The sequence below is a fragment of the Pseudomonas sp. MHK4 genome (genome assembly GCF_054600775.1).
Window position 1 is genome coordinate 165,468 of sequence record NZ_BAAIAK010000001.1, and the last position, 17,853, is coordinate 183,320.

General features: G+C 62.0%; 14 protein-coding genes. 3 read left to right on the top strand and 11 right to left on the bottom strand.

Annotated features, from left to right (window positions below; genetic code table 11):
- Positions 1–33: 33 nt before the first annotated feature.
- From ACYP2Q_RS00810 to copC, 4 genes are all read right to left on the bottom strand, one after another.
- The gene (locus ACYP2Q_RS00810) at positions 34–858 is read right to left on the bottom strand and encodes an NAD-dependent epimerase/dehydratase family protein (RefSeq protein WP_459728657.1); all 825 of its coding nucleotides are present in this window, start codon (positions 856–858) and stop codon (positions 34–36) included.
- 276 nt (positions 859–1,134) lie between these two features.
- The gene (locus ACYP2Q_RS00815; protein WP_459728659.1) at positions 1,135–2,433 is read right to left on the bottom strand and encodes an OprD family porin; all 1,299 of its coding nucleotides are present in this window, start codon (positions 2,431–2,433) and stop codon (positions 1,135–1,137) included.
- Positions 2,434–2,668: 235 nt separating this feature from the next.
- Entirely contained in the window at positions 2,669–3,526 is an 858-nt protein-coding gene (gene copD / locus ACYP2Q_RS00820) for a copper homeostasis membrane protein CopD (RefSeq protein WP_459728660.1), read from the bottom strand.
- Between the two features lie 3 nt (positions 3,527–3,529).
- Positions 3,530–3,895 carry a copper homeostasis periplasmic binding protein CopC gene (copC, locus tag ACYP2Q_RS00825; protein ID WP_459729457.1) on the bottom strand — a complete coding sequence of 122 codons (366 nt, stop codon included), beginning with the start codon at positions 3,893–3,895 and terminating at the stop codon, positions 3,530–3,532.
- A 138-nt stretch (positions 3,896–4,033) separates the two neighbouring features.
- Between copC and ACYP2Q_RS00830 the strand changes: the two genes are divergently transcribed.
- On the top strand, positions 4,034–4,654 hold the full coding sequence (locus tag ACYP2Q_RS00830) for a TetR/AcrR family transcriptional regulator (protein ID WP_046817413.1): 621 nt from the start codon (positions 4,034–4,036) through the stop codon (positions 4,652–4,654).
- 116 nt (positions 4,655–4,770) lie between these two features.
- On the opposite strand, the gene preA is transcribed toward ACYP2Q_RS00830, so the two are convergent.
- The 3 genes from preA to hydA all read right to left on the bottom strand — a co-directional run bounded on the left by preA (position 4,771) and on the right by hydA (position 9,021).
- The gene (preA, locus tag ACYP2Q_RS00835) at positions 4,771–6,045 is read right to left on the bottom strand and encodes an NAD-dependent dihydropyrimidine dehydrogenase subunit PreA (RefSeq protein WP_459728661.1); all 1,275 of its coding nucleotides are present in this window, start codon (positions 6,043–6,045) and stop codon (positions 4,771–4,773) included.
- On the bottom strand, positions 6,046–7,413 hold the full coding sequence (locus ACYP2Q_RS00840) for an NAD(P)-dependent oxidoreductase (RefSeq protein WP_459728662.1): 1,368 nt from the start codon (positions 7,411–7,413) through the stop codon (positions 6,046–6,048).
- 168 nt (positions 7,414–7,581) lie between these two features.
- The gene (hydA, locus tag ACYP2Q_RS00845; RefSeq protein WP_459728663.1) at positions 7,582–9,021 is read right to left on the bottom strand and encodes a dihydropyrimidinase; all 1,440 of its coding nucleotides are present in this window, start codon (positions 9,019–9,021) and stop codon (positions 7,582–7,584) included.
- A 541-nt stretch (positions 9,022–9,562) separates the two neighbouring features.
- Between hydA and ACYP2Q_RS00850 the strand changes: the two genes are divergently transcribed.
- Positions 9,563–11,047, top strand: a complete 1,485-nt coding sequence (locus tag ACYP2Q_RS00850; protein WP_459728664.1) for an NCS1 family nucleobase:cation symporter-1 — start codon at positions 9,563–9,565, stop codon at positions 11,045–11,047.
- Between the two features lie 142 nt (positions 11,048–11,189).
- Positions 11,190–12,473, top strand: a complete 1,284-nt coding sequence (locus tag ACYP2Q_RS00855) for a Zn-dependent hydrolase (RefSeq protein WP_459728665.1) — start codon at positions 11,190–11,192, stop codon at positions 12,471–12,473.
- Between the two features lie 54 nt (positions 12,474–12,527).
- Here the strand turns inward: ACYP2Q_RS00855 and ACYP2Q_RS00860 are convergent, their stop codons facing one another.
- From ACYP2Q_RS00860 to ACYP2Q_RS00875, 4 genes are all read right to left on the bottom strand, one after another.
- Positions 12,528–13,673: an XdhC family protein gene (locus tag ACYP2Q_RS00860; RefSeq protein WP_459728666.1), complete on the bottom strand. Its 1,146-nt coding sequence runs from the start codon at positions 13,671–13,673 to the stop codon at positions 12,528–12,530.
- A gap of 144 nt (positions 13,674–13,817) precedes the next feature.
- Positions 13,818–15,206, bottom strand: coding sequence for an amidohydrolase family protein (locus ACYP2Q_RS00865; protein ID WP_459728667.1), 1,389 nt, complete (start codon positions 15,204–15,206; stop codon positions 13,818–13,820).
- 12 nt (positions 15,207–15,218) lie between these two features.
- Positions 15,219–16,580 (bottom strand): nucleobase:cation symporter-2 family protein, encoded by a 1,362-nt coding sequence (locus ACYP2Q_RS00870; protein ID WP_459728668.1) that lies wholly within the window; start codon positions 16,578–16,580, stop codon positions 15,219–15,221.
- 226 nt (positions 16,581–16,806) lie between these two features.
- Positions 16,807–17,853, bottom strand: a complete 1,047-nt coding sequence (locus ACYP2Q_RS00875; RefSeq protein ID WP_459728669.1) for a CobW family GTP-binding protein — start codon at positions 17,851–17,853, stop codon at positions 16,807–16,809.

Genomic DNA, 17,853 nt, shown 5'->3' on the forward strand with positions numbered 1-17,853 from the left:
TCCCTTGGTTGTGAGTGGTGGGGATCAGGACGCTCAGTCGCCGAACGGGCCGGCCGCGCAAAAGGCACCGCCCTGGTAGATCCGCGCCGGGTCATCAGCGGCCGGCAACGGCTGGGCTTCGACTTTTTCGCGGAACACTTCGGAGTTGTCATGGGGCACGTAACCCAGCGCACTGGCGTGATGGTTGTTCCACCAAACATCCTTGTTGTCGGACACGCCATAGACAACGGTGTGGCCGACGTTCGGGGTGTAGAGCGCACGTTCGAGCAATTGGGTGAGGTCGCCGAAGCTCAGCCAGGTGCTCATCATCCGGCGGTTTTGCGGCTCGGGGAATGAAGAGCCGATGCGCACGCTGACGGTCTCGATGCCGTAGCGATCGAAGTAGAAGGTGGCCATGTCTTCGCCGTAGGACTTGGACAAACCGTAGTAGCTGTCGGGGCGGCGAGGGGAGTGGGCGTCGATGACTTCATCCTGCTTGTAGAAGCCGATCACGTGGTTGGAACTGGCGAAGATCACGCGCTTGACGCCATGGCGGCGCGCCGCTTCGTAGATGTGGAACACGCCGCAGATGTTGGCGCCGAGGATCTCTTCGAACGAGCGCTCCACCGACACGCCGCCAAAATGCACGATCGCGTCCACGCCTTCGACCAGTTGATCCACGGCGTGCTTGTCAGCGAGGTCGCAGGGTACGACTTCCTCGCGATCATCGATGGCGGGGGCGATGTCGGCGATGTCCGACAGGCGAATGACATTGGCGTACGGGCGCAGGTTCTCGCGCAGGACTTTGCCCAGGCCACCGGCGGCACCGGTCAGCAGCAGGCGATTGAAGGGGGTGCGGGCGGTTGCAGTGGTCGGCATGGGAATCCCTGGACAAGCAGTTGTTGTTATTGATTCGTTGTAGGTTGTCGTACGACTTTGCTGAAGTATCGTTAGGATTTCCGGTTTTTGTCAACGCGACATTGGTGGAATTTGACGGAGGGTTGTCGCGATCAATTCTCCGAGAAAATCTCGATCCCTGTGATTGATCCCTGATGGCACTCGGACCTGTAGGAGCTGGCTTGCCAGCGAAGGCGTCCGCGAGATCGCCTTCGCCGGCAAGCCGGCTCCTACAGGAACGAGGTCGATCTTCGGGAATTACAACAACGAAATCGGATAGCTGATGAAAATCCGGTTTTCATCAAATTCGTTGGTGCTGAAGTCCTTGCGGATGCTCGCGTTGCGCCATTTGACGTTGAGGTTTTTCAGCGCGCCGCTCTGCACCGTGTAGGCCAGTTCCGATTCACGGCCCCATTCCTTGCCGTCGGTGATGGTGCCGGTGTGCACGTTATCGCCGCTGATGTAGCGGTTCATCAGGGTCAGGCCGGGAATGCCGAGGGCGACGAAGTTGTAGTCGTGACGCACCTGCCAGGACTTCTCCCTGGCGTTGTCGTAGCTGGAGTTGTAGCTGTCGTTGGCCAGGGTCCCGCCACTGGTGCCGTTGACCCGCATCCACACGTCATCGCCGCTGAGTTTTTGCAGGCCCACGTAGAAGGTGTTGCCGCCGTACTTGGCCGAGAGCAGGGCAAACGCGGTCTTGTTGTCGAGGTCGCCGGCCAGGGCGCTGCCGTCTTCCTTGCCGATGAAGTAGCCGAGGTTGGCGCCCAGGGTCCAGTCGCCGATGGGCTGGCTGTGGCTGAGGTTGAAATACTGCTGCTGATAGATATCGCTGAGTTCGGCATACCAGACGCCGACCTGGGTGCGTTTTTCATTGAAGGCGTATTCGCCGCCGCCGAAGTTGAAACGGTCCGAGGCAAAGGCCGCCGATTTACCGTTCATGAACATGTCTTCCATGCTCGCATCGTTGCGCGGGCTGTTCTGGCGGAACTGCCCACCGTAGAGCGTCAGGCCGCTGATCTCGGTGGAGGTCACCTGGCCGCCGCGAAAAGTTTGCGGCAGCGAGCGACCGTCGTCGGAACGCAGGATCGGCAGCACCGGCATCCATTCGCCGACCTTCAGTTCGGTTTTCGAGATCTTGCCTTTGAGCGCCACACCCAGACGCCCGAAGTTGTCGGCCGGACGGCCGTCCCCGTGGATCGGCAGCAACTGCGTACCCCCGGTTCCTTTGCCGCCGTCGAGCTTCTGCGAGTACAGGCCCAGCACATCTACACCAAAGCCGACCGGGCCCTGGGTGTAACCGGACTTGGCATCGAGGATGAAGTTCTGTGTCCACTCTTCAGCCTTGCCCTGGGGGTAGGCCGGGTTGGTATAGTTGCGATTGAAGTAGGCGTTGCGCAGGTTCAGCGTGGCTTTGGCGTCGTCGGTGAAGCCTTCGGCCTGAGTGGTGATGGGCAGGGTGAGGGCCAGGCTGCTGCAACCGATCAGGCTCAGTGTCTGCAAACGGGTAAAGGACGGGCGTGGGGTACGGGCGGACGAATCGCGGACGAGCTTGCTCACTGTGACGCTCCCTTGCTGCTTTTTGTTTTTATGTTTGTCATACGTCGTCGTACAACATTGCGCAGATATTTGCGGGATTTTCAGGGGTTGTCAATCGGAAGTTATACGACGACTTGAGGGAATTAAATATTTGTGGGAGCCAGCCTGCTGGCGATTGCGGTCTCTCATTAAACATTGATGCAGGCTGACACTCCGCCATCGCCAGCAGGCTGGCTCCCACAGGGGATAGGGTTTGTCAGCCGCAAATCATCGGCGCCAGTGTGCCCAGCAAAGAGACGGCAGCCACCGCGCCAACCCCCAGCAACCACTCCAGCAGCACGCTGATGCGCAACGTCGGCAGGCGTTGCTCGCATTCGTTGATCCGTAGCCGATTGAACAACGCCAACCCCAGCATGGCGCAGACCAGTGACACCTTGATCAACAGAATCAAGGCAAAACCCGACAGCAAGGGCGTGGGCCAGAACGCGCCGGTGAGCACCCGCACGTTGATCAATCCGCTGATCAGCAAACCGGCCACCAAGGCATAGCCGACGCCGCTGAAGCGCTGCAACAGCGCTTTGATGCAATGCCCTTCAGGCTGGCGCAGGATCATCACCAACAACATCAAGCCACCGAGCCAGGCGCCGACGCTCGCCAGGTGCACCAGTTGATTGAGCATCAGCAACCGGCCTGCCAGGCCATCTAACATGGCACCGTGGCCGACCGGGGCCAGGGTCGCCAGCAGCAGGCCGCTCAGGGGCAGCTGGCAGGGGAGACTGGAGCGCCATGGCGTCAACAGCAGAATCATCAGCAAACTGTTGAGCAGCAGGTGCCAGCCCCAGACTTCACCGAAAAAAGTACGGTCAAGCACCCGCAGCAGTATCGAAGGTTCGAACGCCGCCGCCCAGGCGCCCGCCATGTTCGCGCTGACCAGCAGTAACCAGCCAATGCCGCTGGCCAACGCCACGGCCGCCAGCCACTGACTGACGCGTAACAGGGGCTGATCCAGCGTTGTGAGGCGCCCCAACAGCAACGGCCGGAATACCCACGCCCCGAACAACATCAGCACCGCGCAAAAATGCACGAAGCGGCACAGCACCATCGCGTCCGCCATGTATTACTGGCCCACCTTGAACGCGTAGGCGCCTTCGCTTTTGTGGGTATCGACCGACACCACATGCCATTCGACTTTGTAGTCACCCGCGGTGAAGGGAACTGCGGGTGTGACAATCAGGGTCTTTTTATCAGGACCCTGGGTGACCAGGCTTTTTACCAGGATCTCATCACCGTCGCGGGTGACCGTGACTTTGCAGAAATCCGCCTCGACGCCTTCGGAAAACACCAGGCTCAGTTCCGCGGGAGGCTTCACGGTGCTGTCGGCGGCAGGTGCCTGGCTTTGCAGATGGGCGTGAGCCCAGACGGATGAGGCGCACAAGAGCGCGCCGAGCAGGGCGGCGGTGGTCAGGGTGTTCTTCAAGCGCATGTCGAGTCCCTCGGCGGCAGGTTGCATTTGGCGGTCAGTCTAGCTGCACAAGGCCGGTTGTACGAAGTTCGCCAGTCCCCTGTCGCCGCGCCGTAGAGCGGTGCTAGTCTTGTTTAATGTTGTTGTCAGGGAGCCCTCATGGGCAATCACAAGATCGAGATCCGTCGCAGTAACGTCGAGAAAATTCTGCTGGGGGCCGAGAAGGTCTTCGCCGAAAAAGGCTTTGGCAGCACCGCCATGGCCGACATCGCCGCCGAAGTGCAACTGCCGCGCTCCAACCTGCATTACTACTTCAGCACCAAGACCGAACTGTACAGCGCTGTGCTGTTCGACCTGCTGGAAGTGTGGAAGCAGGACGCGTTGTGCTTCGAGATGTTCGACGACCCCCGCGTGGTGCTCAGCAGCTACATCCGCGCCAAGATGAACCACTCGCGCAGCCGGCCCTACGGCTCGAAAGTCTGGGCCAACGAAATCATCCACGGCGCGCCGACCCTCGGCGAGAAGCTCGACGCGAGCCTGTACGACTGGGCCAAGATGAAGGAAGCGAAGATTCGCCAGTGGGTCGACGACGGGCGCATTCTGCCGGTGGAGCCTTCAAGCCTGCTGTACATGATCTGGGCCTCGACCCAGCACTACGCCGACTTCGATCATCAGGTGAATATTCTCAACGATCATCAGCCGCTGTCGGACATGCAGTTCGAGCGGGCGGTGCAGACGGTGACGAGTGTGATTTTGCGGGGGATAGGGTTGGAGCCATAAGCTTTGCGGTGAAGCTTATGGCCTCATCGCGAGCAGGCTCGCTCCCACAGTTTGAAATGCATTCCAATGTGGGAGCGAGCCTGCTCGCGATGGCGTCGTCTCAGGCGCTGAGAACTTCAAGGACTGACGTGATAGGGATTTCTCGGATCATGATTCCAGTCCAGGAACGGCTTGCCGGTGTCCACCGCCACCATCTCGATGCAATCCTCGACCGGGCAGGTGATCTGGCACAGGTTGCAGCCCACGCACTCCTCATCGATCACTTCGTAGCGGTGGGTACCATCGGCCTGTTTCAGGCTGGCCACCGCCTGGTGCGAGGTGTCCTCACACGCGATATGGCAGCGCCCACAACCAATGCACGCGTCCTGGTCGATCTTCGCGATCACCTGGTAGTTGATGTCCAGGTACTTCCAGTCGGTGGTATTGCCCACCGCGCGCCCGGAAAACTCGGCGATGCTGGCGTAGCCCTGACTGTCCATCCAGCGTGACAGGCCGTCCTTCATCTCCTCGACAATCCGGAAGCCATGCAGCATCGCCGCCGTGCAGACCTGCACCGAACCGCTGCCCAGGGCCATGAATTCGGCGGCATCGCGCCAGTTGCCGATGCCGCCAATGCCGCTGATCGGCAGGCCACGGGTCTGCGGGTCACGGGCGATTTCGGCGACCATGTTCAAGGCGATCGGCTTGACCGCCGAACCGCAATAGCCGCCATGGGTGCTCTGGCTGCCGACAATAGGATTGGCGACCATGCGCTCCAGGTTGACGCTGGTGATGGAGTTGATCGTATTGATCAACGACACCGCATCCGCGCCGCCCCGATGTGCCGCGCGGGCCGCCACGCGGATGTCGGTGATGTTCGGCGTCAGCTTGACGATCACCGGCAGCGAGCAATAGGTCTTGCACCAGCGGGTGACCTGCTCGACATATTCCGGCACCTGGCCGACCGCCGCGCCCATGCCGCGCTCGGGCATGCCGTGGGGGCAACCGAAGTTGAGCTCGATACCGTCGGCACCGGTGGCCTCCACCAGCGGCAGGATGTGTTTCCAGGACTCTTCGACGCAGGGCACCATCAGCGACACGATCAGCGCGCGGTCCGGCCAGTCCTTCTTGACCTGGGTGATTTCCCGCAGGTTGATCTCCAGCGAGCGATCGGTGATCAATTCGATGTTGTTGAAACCGAGGACCTCCCGGTTGGCCCCGAAGTGCGCGGAGTAACGCGACGACACGTTGACCGCCGCCGGGTCTTCACCCAGGGTTTTCCAGACCACGCCGCCCCAGCCGGCCTCGAAGGCGCGGACCACGTTGTAGGCTTTGTCGGTCGGCGGCGCGGAGGCCAGCCAGAACGGGTTGGGGGACTTGATGCCGGCGAAGACAATCGACAGATCGGCCATTTATGCAGCCTCCACGTTGAGCATCAGTTGCGCGTTGATCGCCTCGGCGGCGCGTTTGCCGTGCTGCACCGCCTGTACGGTGAGATCCTGGTCGAGGCTGGTGCAGTCGCCGCCGGCATACACGCCGGGGATGCTGGTGCGCAGTTGTTCGTCCACCTCTATGCGATCGCCCAGACGCTTGAGCTCTCGGGCCAGCGGATCGGCGAGGGCGCTGGAATCGAAGCCTTGGCCGATGGCTTTGAAGATTGCATCAGCGGCCAGTTCAAAGGACTCGCCGGTGGTTTGCAGGCGACCTTCAACCAGATGGGTGCGAGCGAAGCGCATGCCGCGCACGTTGCCCAGGTCGTCGAGCAGAACTTCCTCGGGCTGTGCCCAGGTCAAGAGGCGCACTTGATTGGCTTTGGCGATGTCTTGTTCGTGATGGGTAGCCCCCATGTCTTCCACGCCACGGCGGTACACGAGGTTGACGTCGTGTGCCCCAAGACGCGCCATCTGCACCGCCATGTCGATGGCGGTGTTGCCGGCACCGAGTACGATGCAGTGGTCGGCCAGGGGTAACTGGCTCAGGTCATCGGCCTGGCGCAGTTCGCGGATGTAGTCGGTGGCCGCCACCAGGCCGGGTGCGTCCTCATGCAGTAGACCCAGTTGTTTGCTGGCCGCCAGGCCAATGCCGAGGAACACGGCGTCGAATTGTTGATGCAGGTCGCTGAGGCTCAGGTTGTCCCCGAGTTTGTAGCCATGGCGGATTTCGATCCCGCCGATTTCCAGGAGAAAATCGAGCTCTTTCTGTGCGTAATCGTCCACCAGTTTGTATTTGGCGATCCCGTATTCATTCAGGCCGCCGGCCTTTTCCCGGGCCTCGAAAATCACCACGTCATGGCCGTGCATCGCGCTGCGATGGGCGCAGGACAACCCGGCGGGGCCGGCACCGACTACGGCAATGCGCTTGCCGGTGGCGGCACTGCGGGCGAACGGGTGCTCGCTGAAGTGCGCGTTGTCCACGGCGTAACGTTGCAGCAGGCCGATCAGCACCGGCGCGCATTCATGGGCGTTGTTGCGCACACAGGCTTGCTGGCAAAGAATCTCGGTCGGGCAGACCCGGGCGCAACTGCCACCGAGGATGTTGGCCGAGAGGATTTTCTGCGCCGCACCCTGCACGTTGTCCTGGTGAATGTTGCGGATGAACGAGGGAATATCGATTTCGCTCGGGCAGGCGTTCACGCAGGGCGCGTCGTAGCAATACAGGCAACGCGAGGCTTCCAGGTGGGCCTGGCGGTCGTTGAGTGGCGGCGCCAGGTCGGTGAAGTGGCCGGCGAGGGCGGCCGCGTTCTCATGGGGATGCGGGAGGTGGCTCAGGGTCTTGATCACGGTATTGGCCTCACGGTAATTGAGGTGCTGCCTCTATCGGGCATTGTTTCTGTGTAGCCTGGACCGGCCTCTTCGCTGGCAAGCCAGCTCCTACAGGGGAATGCATTTCAAACTGTAGGAGCTGGCTTGTCGGGTCGCCGCATCGCAGCGAAAGGCCGCAGGCCGCTATCAGCGTTTCACAGCAACCGGCTGATTCAACTCAGCCCGCTTGCTCAGCAAATCGAACACCGCCGGATACGCCGGCCGTTCGATATACCGCCCGGCACCGCGCTCGGCGCGCAAATCGCCATCGGCCCAGACCACGCGACCCTGGCTGATGGTGTGGCTCGGCACTCCGCGCACGGTCTTGCCTTCGAAAATATTGAAGTCGACCTGCTGGTGATGGGTCTTGGCGGAAATCGTCCGCGAACCTTGCGGGTCCCACAGCACCAGGTCGGCATCGGAGCCGACGCGGATCGCGCCTTTGCGCGGATAGAGGTTGAAGATCTTCGCGGTGTTGGTGGAGGTCAGCGCGACGAATTGCTGCATCGAAAAACGCCCGGTGTTCACGCCCTCATCCCACAACACGGCCATGCGGTCTTCGATGCCGGCGGTGCCGTTGGGGATCTTGCTGAAGTCGTCCTTGCCAGCGGCTTTCTGTTCGGCGCAGAAGCAGCAGTGATCGGTGGCGGTGGTGTGCAGGTTACCCGCCTGCAAACCATGCCAGAGGGCCTCTTGATGACCGCGTGGACGGAACGGTGGACTCATCACGTAACCGGCGGCGGTTTGCCAGTCCGGGTGCTGGTAGACGCTGTCGTCCAGCAGCAGGTGGCCGGCCAGCACTTCGCCGTAGACCGGTTGGCCCTTGGCGCGGGCGTAGGTGATTTCGTCGAGGGCTTCCTTGGTCGAGACGTGGACCAGGTACAACGGTGTGCCAAGGGTTTCGGCGATGCGGATGGCGCGGCTCGCCGCTTCGCCTTCCACCTGGGAAGGACGCGACAGCGGATGCGCTTCCGGCCCGGTCATGCCCTGGGCCATGAGCTTGCGTTGCAGGTGATATACCAGCTCACCGTTTTCCGCATGCACGGTCGGCACCGCGCCCAGTTCCAGGCAGCGCTCGAAACTCGCCACCAGGGTGTCGTCGGCCGCCATGATCGCGTTCTTGTAGGCCATGAAATGCTTGAAGCTGTTGACCCCGTGATGAATCACCAGCTCCTCCATTTCTTCTCGAACCTGTTCGCTCCACCAGGTGATGGCGACGTGGAAGCCGTAATCGGACGCCGACTTCTCGGCCCAGCCGCGCCACTGATGGAAGGCTTCCATCAACGACTGCTGCGGATTGGGAATCACGAAATCGATGATCGAGGTGGTGCCACCGGCAAGACCCGCCGCCGTGCCACTGAAAAAGTCTTCGCTGGCCACGGTGCCCATGAAGGGCAGTTGCATGTGCGTGTGCGGGTCGATGCCGCCGGGCATCAGGTACTGGCCGCTGCCGTCGAGTATCTCGGCACCTGCGGGAACGTCGAGGTCTTCGCCGATGGCCTTGATCACGCCGTCTGCGCAATACACATCGGCGCGATAACTTTCATCATGGGTAATAACGGTAGCGCCACGGATCAACAGAGACATTCCGAGTTCCTCGCAGGCAATGACCGGCTGATGCCGGTTCTAGATGTTTTATAGACGCAAACGTCAATTGGATTAATCCTGTCAACGCTGTCAGGAATAAAAGCTAGTCTGAGTTATGGGATTGAGCAAGAATATTTTTTATAAGCTTATTCATTATTTAACTTATTGATATATAACGAGTAAATACTTAAATCCGCAAAATGGTGCAGCCTCTCACCATTTTGACGCACTTGACAGGATCCAAATATGGTCAAGATTTCTTATGTGAAATCAGCCGTTTGAGGATGGGCTATGGTTGATGCGCGACTTTGAAAAAAAGAGCGGTGCACCAGATTGAGTCCTGACTGTTCGGACAACTTGCCTGGTATTCGGCCTGAGTGGCAGGACAAGTAACCGAGGTGCCCAGATAAAACTGATAAACATCAGTGAGTTGCAAAGTGTTTATGGAACTGCCCGATGCGCAAGCGGGGCACCCGGCACGTTTATTGATGCCGCCAGCCCTCGATGAGCAAAAAATAACTCAAAGAACAGTGGAGCGGCCATGCAACAGATCAGATCGCAAGTGACCGAGCGCGACGGCTTGTTCGAGCTCGAAGCCGGCAGCGATGTCCTCGACAGTCCCCGTTACAACCACGACATTGCACCGACCAAGGTGCGCGAACGCACCTGGAACAAATGGCACATCACGGCGTTATGGGTCGGCATGGCGATTTGCGTGCCGACCTATACCCTGGGCGGGGTGCTGACGGCGTATTTCGGCTTGAGCGTCGGTGAAGCGCTGCTGGCGATCCTGTTTGCCAACATCATTGTATTGATCCCGCTGACGCTCAATGCCTTTCCCGGCACCAAGTACGGCATCCCTTTTCCGGTGTTGTTGCGCTCGTCCTTCGGCATCTTCGGTTCCAACATCCCGTGCCTGATCCGCGCCCTGGTGGCCTGTGGCTGGTTCGGTATCCAGACCATGTTCGGCGGCCTGGCGATCCACCTGTTCCTGGGCTCGGTGTTCGAGGGCTGGAAATCCCTGGGCGGCACCGGCGAGGTCATCGGCTTCATGGTGTTCTGGGCGCTGAACCTGTGGGTGGTGATTCGCGGCGCCGAGTCGATCAAATGGCTGGAAACCCTCTCGGCACCGCTGTTGGTGCTGGTGGGAGTAGGGTTGCTGGTGTGGGCCATGCCCAACGTGTCGATGACCGAGTTGCTGGCAATACCGCCCAAGCGGCCCGAAGGCGCGGGCGTGGCCAGCTACTTCGCCGCCGGGCTCACCGCGATGGTCGGGTTCTGGGCCACGCTGTCGCTGAACATCCCCGACTTCAGCCGCTACGCGAAAAGCCAGAAAGACCAGATTGTCGGGCAGATCATCGGCCTGCCCCTGACCATGTTCCTGTTTGCCTCCCTGGGTGTGGTGATGACCGCCGCCTCGGTGAAGCTGGTGGGCGTGACGGTGTCCGACCCGGTGACCCTGATCGGCCATATCCAGAGCCCGGTCTGGGTAGCGCTGGCCATGGCGCTGATCATCATCGCCACGCTGTCGACCAACACCGCGGCCAACATCGTATCCCCCACCAACGACTTCCAGAACATCGCCCCCAAGGCGATCAACCGGACCAAGGCGGTGATGCTCACGGGGTTTGTGGGGTTGGGATTGATGGCCCATGAACTGCTGAAGAAGCTCGGCCTGATCGTATCCGATGTCAGCCTGGAAACGGTCTATTCCAACTGGTTGCTCGGCTATTCCAGCCTGCTGGGGCCGATTGCCGGGATCATGGTGGTGGACTATTTCCTGATCAAGAAACAGCAGCTGGATCTGGCCGGGCTTTACCGCGATGACGTGTACCCGGCGTGGAACTGGAACGGTTTTCTCGCGTTTGGTGTGCCGGTGGTGTTGACGTTGCTGTCCCTGGGCAGCGACGTGTTCAGCTGGTTCTACAGCTATGGCTGGTTCACCGGCTCGGCCCTTGGCGGGTTGATTTATTACGGGCTGTGCGCGATGCGGCCTAGTCCATCTGTTGTGAAATCTGCGGTGTAAGGGATGGCCTCATCGCTGGCAAGCCAGCTCCTACCGGTGACCGCGATCCCTTGTAGGAGCTGGCTTGCCAGCGAAGACGGCCTCAAACACACCACAGAACTGCCTTAAGAAAAACTCATAAGAACAGCCTGAGGAGATCCCCATGAACGCGGCCGTAGACGTTCTGCAATCCACCCATCAGCACATCAACCGCGACCGTCTGTGGCAGTCGCTCATGGAACTGGCCAGGCTCGGCGCCACGGTCAAGGGCGGTGTGTGTCGCCTGGCCCTGACCGACCTCGATCGCCAGGCCCGGGACATCTTCGTAGCCTGGTGTGAAGCGGCTGGCTGCACCGTCAGCATCGACGCCGTCGGCAATATTTTCGCCCGCCGTCCCGGACGCAATCCGGACCTGCCACCGGTGATGACCGGCAGCCACATCGACACCCAGCCCACCGGCGGCAAGTTCGATGGCTGCTTTGGCGTGCTGGCCGGCGTCGAAGTGATGCGCACCCTCAATGACCTGGGCATCGAGACCGAAGCGCCGTTGGAAGTGGTGGTGTGGACCAACGAAGAGGGCTCGCGTTTTGCCCCGTGCATGATGGGTTCCGGGGTGTTCGCGGAAAAATTCACCCTGGAAGAAACCCTGGCCAAGGTCGACGCCGAGGGCGTGACGGTGGGCGAAGCGCTCAACGCCATTGGCTACGCGGGCACCCGCAAAGTCAGTGGCCACGCCGTGGGGGCCTACTTCGAAGCGCACATCGAGCAAGGGCCCATCCTTGAAGACGAACGCAAAACCATCGGCGTCGTGATGGGCGCCCTCGGACAGAAATGGTTCGACCTGAAACTGCGCGGCGTCGAAGCCCACGCCGGCCCGACGCCGATGCACCTGCGCAAGGACGCCTTGGTCGGCGCCGCGGTGATCGTCGGCGCCGTCAACCGCGCTGCCCTTGGTCATCAGCCCCACGCCTGCGGCACCGTCGGTTGCCTGCAAGCCTATCCCGGCTCGCGCAACGTCATTCCCGGCGAAGTGCGCATGACCCTGGACTTTCGCCACCTGGAACCGGCGCGCCTGGACTCGATGATCGCCCAAGTGCGCGAAGTCATCGCAACCACCTGCGAAGAACATGGCCTGACCTACGAACTGACCCCCACCGCCGACTTCCCGCCGCTGTATTTCGACAAGGGCTGCGTTGAGGCGGTACGCGGGGCGGCACAAGGGCTGGGCCTGTCGCACATGGACATCGTCAGCGGCGCAGGGCACGACGCGATCTTCCTGGCCGAGCTGGGACCGGCCGGGATGATCTTCGTGCCGTGCGAAGGCGGCATCAGCCACAACGAAATCGAGAACGCCAACCCGGACGACCTGGCGGCCGGGTGCGCGGTGTTGCTGCGGGCGATGCTGGCGGCGTCGGCGGCGGTGGCCAAAGGGGTGGTGGCTGCTTGAAACACGAAAGATCGCAGCCTGCGGCAGCGGGTACAGGCTGCGATTTCCTGGCCTTCAAACGGTTGCCGAATGCTCAAGCTTTTCACTGACCACAAGATCCACCTGATGAATCGGTTTGCTCCGATGCCTGAGCATTCCGCCCTGGCGCTGATTCATCACCGCCGTCATTTCGGCGAGGATCGCCAGCGCCACGCTCTGCGGGGCATCGCCGCCCAGGTCGAGGCCCATCGGGTAGTGCAGCGCCGAGGCGCCCGGGCCGATCTCGGCCAGCAGGCGCTCGGTGCGCTCCCTGGGGCCGAGTTGGCCGAGGTAGGCGGGCGAGGCTTGCAGCGCCAACCCAAGCCAATGGCGGTCCTGGCGGTAGCTGTGGGTCATCACCGCGACCGCGGCACCGTCGATCAGCGGGCACAGGTCGAACGGGTTGTCGAGGCTGGCGAAGACCACGGCGTCGGCTTGCGGGAAACGTTCGGCGCGGGCGAAGTGGCTGCGGCTGTCAACGACAGTGACGTGCCAGTCCAGCAGTTTGGCCATCCGCACCAGCGGCTGGGCGTCGTGGCCGGCGCCGAAAATCAGCAGGCGCGGCGGCGGGGCGAGGTATTCGATGAACACTTCGACCTCACCACGGGCGTCGGTATAGAGGCGTTTCGAGGACTTTTTCTGCGCCAGTGCCTTGTGCAGGTCATGGCGAATCGCATCGGTCAGGTGCGGGCTGCGCAGGCTTGCCTCGGTGTCGGACAGCAAGCGCTCGCCGACCCGTACACCGGCATTGCGCGAGGTGCCGATCACCGTGGCCATGGCGGCCGGTTGTTGACGGTCGCGTACCCGGCGCAGCAGTTCGATGGCCGGTGCAGGGGATTTTGCGCGCAGGCGTTCGAGCAAAACGAACACCGTGCCGTTGCAACCCAGGCCAAAGGTCAGGGCGTTTTGCTCATCGTCTTCGTCCTCGGTGGCGCCGGTGCTGTAGCGGCGCACCAGGGGTTCGCCGGAATCGGTCAGCCACCAGGCTTTTTTCGCCAGGTCCTGTTCCAGGCAACCGCCGCTGACGGTACCCACGGTGCGGCCGTGCAAGGGGATGAGCATGCGCGCACCGGGACGGCGGTAGGCCGAGCCTTCGACCTTGACCAGGGTGGCGAGGATGGTTTCTTCGCCGGCTTGGGCGGCGGTGTCGATGGCTTGCAAGAGTTCGTTGAGGCCGGACATGGCATCGCTCCCGAGAATGGTGGAGATCCCTTGTAGGAGCTGGCTTGCCAGCGAAGACTGCAGATCAGGCAACATTTGTGTTAACTGACACACCGCTTCGCTGGCAAGCCAGCTCCTACACAGGGGATTGGTGTTGGCAGTGGGTCAGTCGTCCACCTTCATCAATTGCCGCACCCCATCCCACGCCTCGGCCCGCATCCGCTGCACATCCAGCCCCGGGATCACGCCGTCATCGACCACCACCCGGCCGCCGACCAGGCTGTACTTCACTGCAATCGGCTCTCCGGCCACCACCGGCGCCACGGCGATGTCGTGGAAACCGAAAAAGCGCGGATGGTCGAGACCGTAGATCACCAGGTCCGCCGCCTGGCCGATTTCCAGGGTGCCCACCGCCCCCAACCCCAGCACCTGCGCACCGCCGGCCGTGCCCCAGTGGATGACATCTTCGGCGGTGGTCGCCGATGCGCCTTGCTCGGCCCGGTGAATCAGCCACGCGGTGTTCGCTTCGCCGACCATGCTCCCGGACTCGTTGGAGGCCACGCCATCCACGCCAAGGGAAATCGGCACCCCGGCCTCGAACATCTGCGGCACTGGCGCCACGCCGCTGCCCAGGCGCGCATTGCTCACCGGGCAGTGGGAAATGCCGGTGCCGGTTTGCGCGAGCATGCGGATTTCACCGGGTTGCAGGTGCACCGCGTGGGCAAACCACACGTCCGGTCCGAGCCATTCGTGTTCGGCGACGAATTCCACCGGCAGGCAGTTGTACTTCTCGCGGCAGAAGTTGACGTAGTTCTGCGTCTCCGACAGGTGCGTGTGCAGGCGCAAGCCGAGGCCGCGGGCGGTGTGGGCCAGTTCGCGCAGCAGCGTCGGCGGCAGGGAAAAAGTCGGCGTGGTCGGCGCGACCACCACCCGGCGCAGGGCGTCCGGGGTGTCCTGGTGATAGCGGGATTTCAGCCGTTCGATGTCGCCGACCATCTGCTCGAGGGTTTCCGGTTGCAGCGCGGTTTTCGAGAACCCCGGGTGGGCACTGGCCGACTCCAGCGCGCCACCCCGGCACAGGACAAAACGCAGGCCGAATTCTTCGGCCATGTCGAACAGCAGGTCACCGGTCTCGGTGGTGCCGTTGGCATGGTAGAGGTAATGGTGATCGGCGCAGGTGGTCACGCCCGACAGCAGCAATTCGACCATGCCCAGTTGTGCGGCGATTCGCGCCAGTTGCGGGGTGAAACGGTTGAGGCGCGGGTAGGGCACGCTGGCCAGCCAGCCTTGCAGGTCCTGGTTCAAGCCTTCGGGTACGGCCTTGAGCAGGTTCTGGAACAGGTGATGGTGGGTGTTGATCCAGCCCGGATACACCACCGCGTGGCGCGCATCGATCACCCGCTCGCCGGGTTGCGCTTCAAGGCCTGCGGCCATCTCGGCGATGCGCCCGTTGACGATGCGGATGTCCACGGCGCCAGCCCGGGACCGCGGGCCGCGCATGCCGGTCATCACCGCCACCGGGTTCTTGATCAGGATGTTTTGCAGTTGAGTCATGGTCGGCTCCAGTCAGAGGCTGTGAGTGGCGGATTTGCTGGCGGCGGCGTCAGGCACGCGGACACCGTTGAGCGTGGCGTTGAGCAACACCGAGACCAGGCAGGCGATCACCACGCTGCTGTGCAGGAATGGCTGCGACCACTCGGGCAATTGCTTGAACAGGGCCGGCGCCAGCACCGGCACCAGGGCGGCGGCGAGGGTGAAGCCGACGATCAGCACGTTGTAGCGATTGCGCTCGTAGTCGACCTTGGCCAGGGTCTGGATCCCTGCCGCGGCGACCACGCCGAACATGGCGATGCCGGCACCGCCCAGGGCGGCGGTCGGCATCGAGGCGATGATCGCGCCGGCCTTGGGCACCAGCGCCACCGAGCACATCAGCAGGCCGCTGACCGCAACTACCCAGCGGCTGCGCACGCCGGTGAGGATCACCAGCCCGACGTTCTCCATGAAGGCAATGAACGGAAACGCGGCGAACATGCCGGCGATGGTGCTCGCCAGGCCATTGGCCCGCAGGCCGTTGATCACCTGTTTGTCTTCCACCGGTTTGTCGACGATGTCGCCGATGGCCACGAACAGCCCCATGGACTCGACCATCTGCACGATCATCACCACCACCATGGTGGCGATGGGGATCAGGCTGAAGGTCGGCAGGCCGAAGTAGAACGGGTAGGGCACGGTGAGCCACGGCGACTCCTGCACACTGTGAAAATTGCCCATGCCCAGACCGTAAGCCAGCGCCGCGCCCACCAGCATGCCCACCAGCACCGCCATGTTGCGCAACATCGGGCTGCCGTAGCGGTTGACCAGCAGGATACTCAGCAACACCACGGCGGCGACGGCCAGGTACGCCGGCGCGCCGAAATCACTGGCATGGCGCCCGCCGCCGACCCACTCATAGGCGATCGGAAACAGCTGCAAGCCGATCACGGTGACGATGCAACCGGTGACCACCGGCGGGAAAAACCGGCGTAATCGACCCACGAATGGCGCCATCAACATCGTGAAAATACCGGCGCCGATCACGGCCCCGCAGACGCCGGCGAAACCGACTTCAGGATTGGTGCCGATGGCGATCACCGGCCCCACGCTGCTGAACGCCACACCCTGGAGGATCGGCAGGCGCACACCGAACTTCCAGAAACCGACGGTTTGCAGCAGGGTGGCTATACCTGAGCAGAACAACGTGGTGCTGATCAGCACCACCGTGTCGGCCTGGGACATCTTCAGGGCACTGGCGACAATCAACGGCACGGCGATGGCGCCGATGTACGAGACGGCCATGTGCTGCAGGCCGAGGGTGAGCATTTGCCGCACCGGCAAAATCCGGTCGACGGGATGGAGGGTGGATGTTGCGGGGGTATTGGCTGACGACATGGGGAATCACCTCTTGCTGTTGTTATTTGGTACAGAGGGGTATTCGTTCTGATGCCCTTTCAGGAGCTGGCTTGCCAGCGAAGGCGGTCTTTCAGTCGACAAAGATGGTGTCTGAGAGTCCGCTTTCGCTGGCAAGCCAGCTCCTACAGGTTTTCGGTGTCCTGAAAAATGGGCATCAGTCATTCATGTGCCCGGAACCGCCATCCACCGGCTCCGATGCCTGTATTCAGCCTGCCAGGCAGGCGGCGAAGCCCTGGTTCAGGGCCGCACGGTCCAGGTCGCGGCCGATGAACACGATCTTGCTCGAGCGCGGTTCTGTGCCCCATGAAGTGGAGGCGCGGAACTCGACGAGGCTGTGCACTCCCTGCAGCACGTAGCGCTGGTCCTGATCGGCCACCGCCAGCACACCCTTCATGCGGTACAGGTTATCGGCCTGTTCGCTGCGCAGCTTGGTGATCCAGCGATGGAAGTCGCCCAGGTTCACTGCGCCGTCCACGGTGATGCCGACCGAGGTCACGCTCGGGTCGTGCTCATGATCGGGTTCGTCATGGGCGTGATCATGTTCTTCGGCGTGGTGATCGTGCTCGGCACCGATCTCCATGAGTTTTTGCGTGGACTCGAAGGCGCCGATACCGAGGATTTTCGACAGGTCAACTTCGGCATAGCTGGAGGTGACCAGGTCCGCCGTGGCATTGAGCCCGCGGATTTTCTCGCTCAGGGCCGCCACTTCGGCACCACTGACCAGGTCGACCTTGTTGATGACGATGCGGTCGGCGCAGACGATCTGGTCCACCGCCTGATTGTCCACGCCATCGAGTTGCAGGTCTTCCAGGTGCTGGGCGATGTGTTTGGCGTCGACCATGGTGACGATGGCGTCCAGTTCCACTTCATCGGCAATCGGGTCGTTGATGAAGAAGCTCTGGGCCACCGGGTAAGGGTCGGCCAGGCCACTGGTCTCGATCAGGATGTGATCGAGCCGCACCGGCCGCGCCACCAGCTCGCGAACGATGCGCACCAGGTCTTCGCGAACCTCGGCGGTGCAGCACACGCAGCCGTTGACCATCTCGTAGATTTCCTCGGTTTCCGAGCTGAGCACCAGGTCGCCGTCGATGCCGACTTCGCCGAATTCGTTCTCGATCACGGCGATCTTGCGCCCGTGGTTTTCCTTGAGGATGTAGTTGAGCAGGGTGGTTTTGCCGGCGCCGAGGAAGCCGGTGAGGATGGTCACCGGGATTTTCGTGTTGGGGGTTGGGGCGTTGAATGGAGTGTTCAT

Bases quoted from the DNA above. Each gene is read 5' to 3' on its own strand.
- ACYP2Q_RS00810 (WP_459728657.1), bottom strand. From the start codon at position 858: ATGCCGACCACTGCAACCGCCCGCACCCCCTTCAATCGCCTGCTGCTG.
- ACYP2Q_RS00870 (WP_459728668.1), bottom strand. From the start codon at position 16,580: ATGTCGTCAGCCAATACCCCCGCAACATCCACCCTCCATCCCGTCGAC.
- ACYP2Q_RS00865 (WP_459728667.1), bottom strand. From the start codon at position 15,206: ATGACTCAACTGCAAAACATCCTGATCAAGAACCCGGTGGCGGTGATG.
- hydA (WP_459728663.1), bottom strand. From the start codon at position 9,021: ATGTCTCTGTTGATCCGTGGCGCTACCGTTATTACCCATGATGAAAGT.
- preA (WP_459728661.1), bottom strand. From the start codon at position 6,045: ATGGCCGATCTGTCGATTGTCTTCGCCGGCATCAAGTCCCCCAACCCG.
- copD (WP_459728660.1), bottom strand. From the start codon at position 3,526: ATGGCGGACGCGATGGTGCTGTGCCGCTTCGTGCATTTTTGCGCGGTG.
- copC (WP_459729457.1), bottom strand. From the start codon at position 3,895: ATGCGCTTGAAGAACACCCTGACCACCGCCGCCCTGCTCGGCGCGCTC.
- ACYP2Q_RS00875 (WP_459728669.1), bottom strand. From the start codon at position 17,853: ATGAACACTCCATTCAACGCCCCAACCCCCAACACGAAAATCCCGGTG.
- ACYP2Q_RS00830 (WP_046817413.1), top strand. From the start codon at position 4,034: ATGGGCAATCACAAGATCGAGATCCGTCGCAGTAACGTCGAGAAAATT.
- ACYP2Q_RS00850 (WP_459728664.1), top strand. From the start codon at position 9,563: ATGCAACAGATCAGATCGCAAGTGACCGAGCGCGACGGCTTGTTCGAG.
- ACYP2Q_RS00855 (WP_459728665.1), top strand. From the start codon at position 11,190: ATGAACGCGGCCGTAGACGTTCTGCAATCCACCCATCAGCACATCAAC.
- ACYP2Q_RS00860 (WP_459728666.1), bottom strand. From the start codon at position 13,673: ATGTCCGGCCTCAACGAACTCTTGCAAGCCATCGACACCGCCGCCCAA.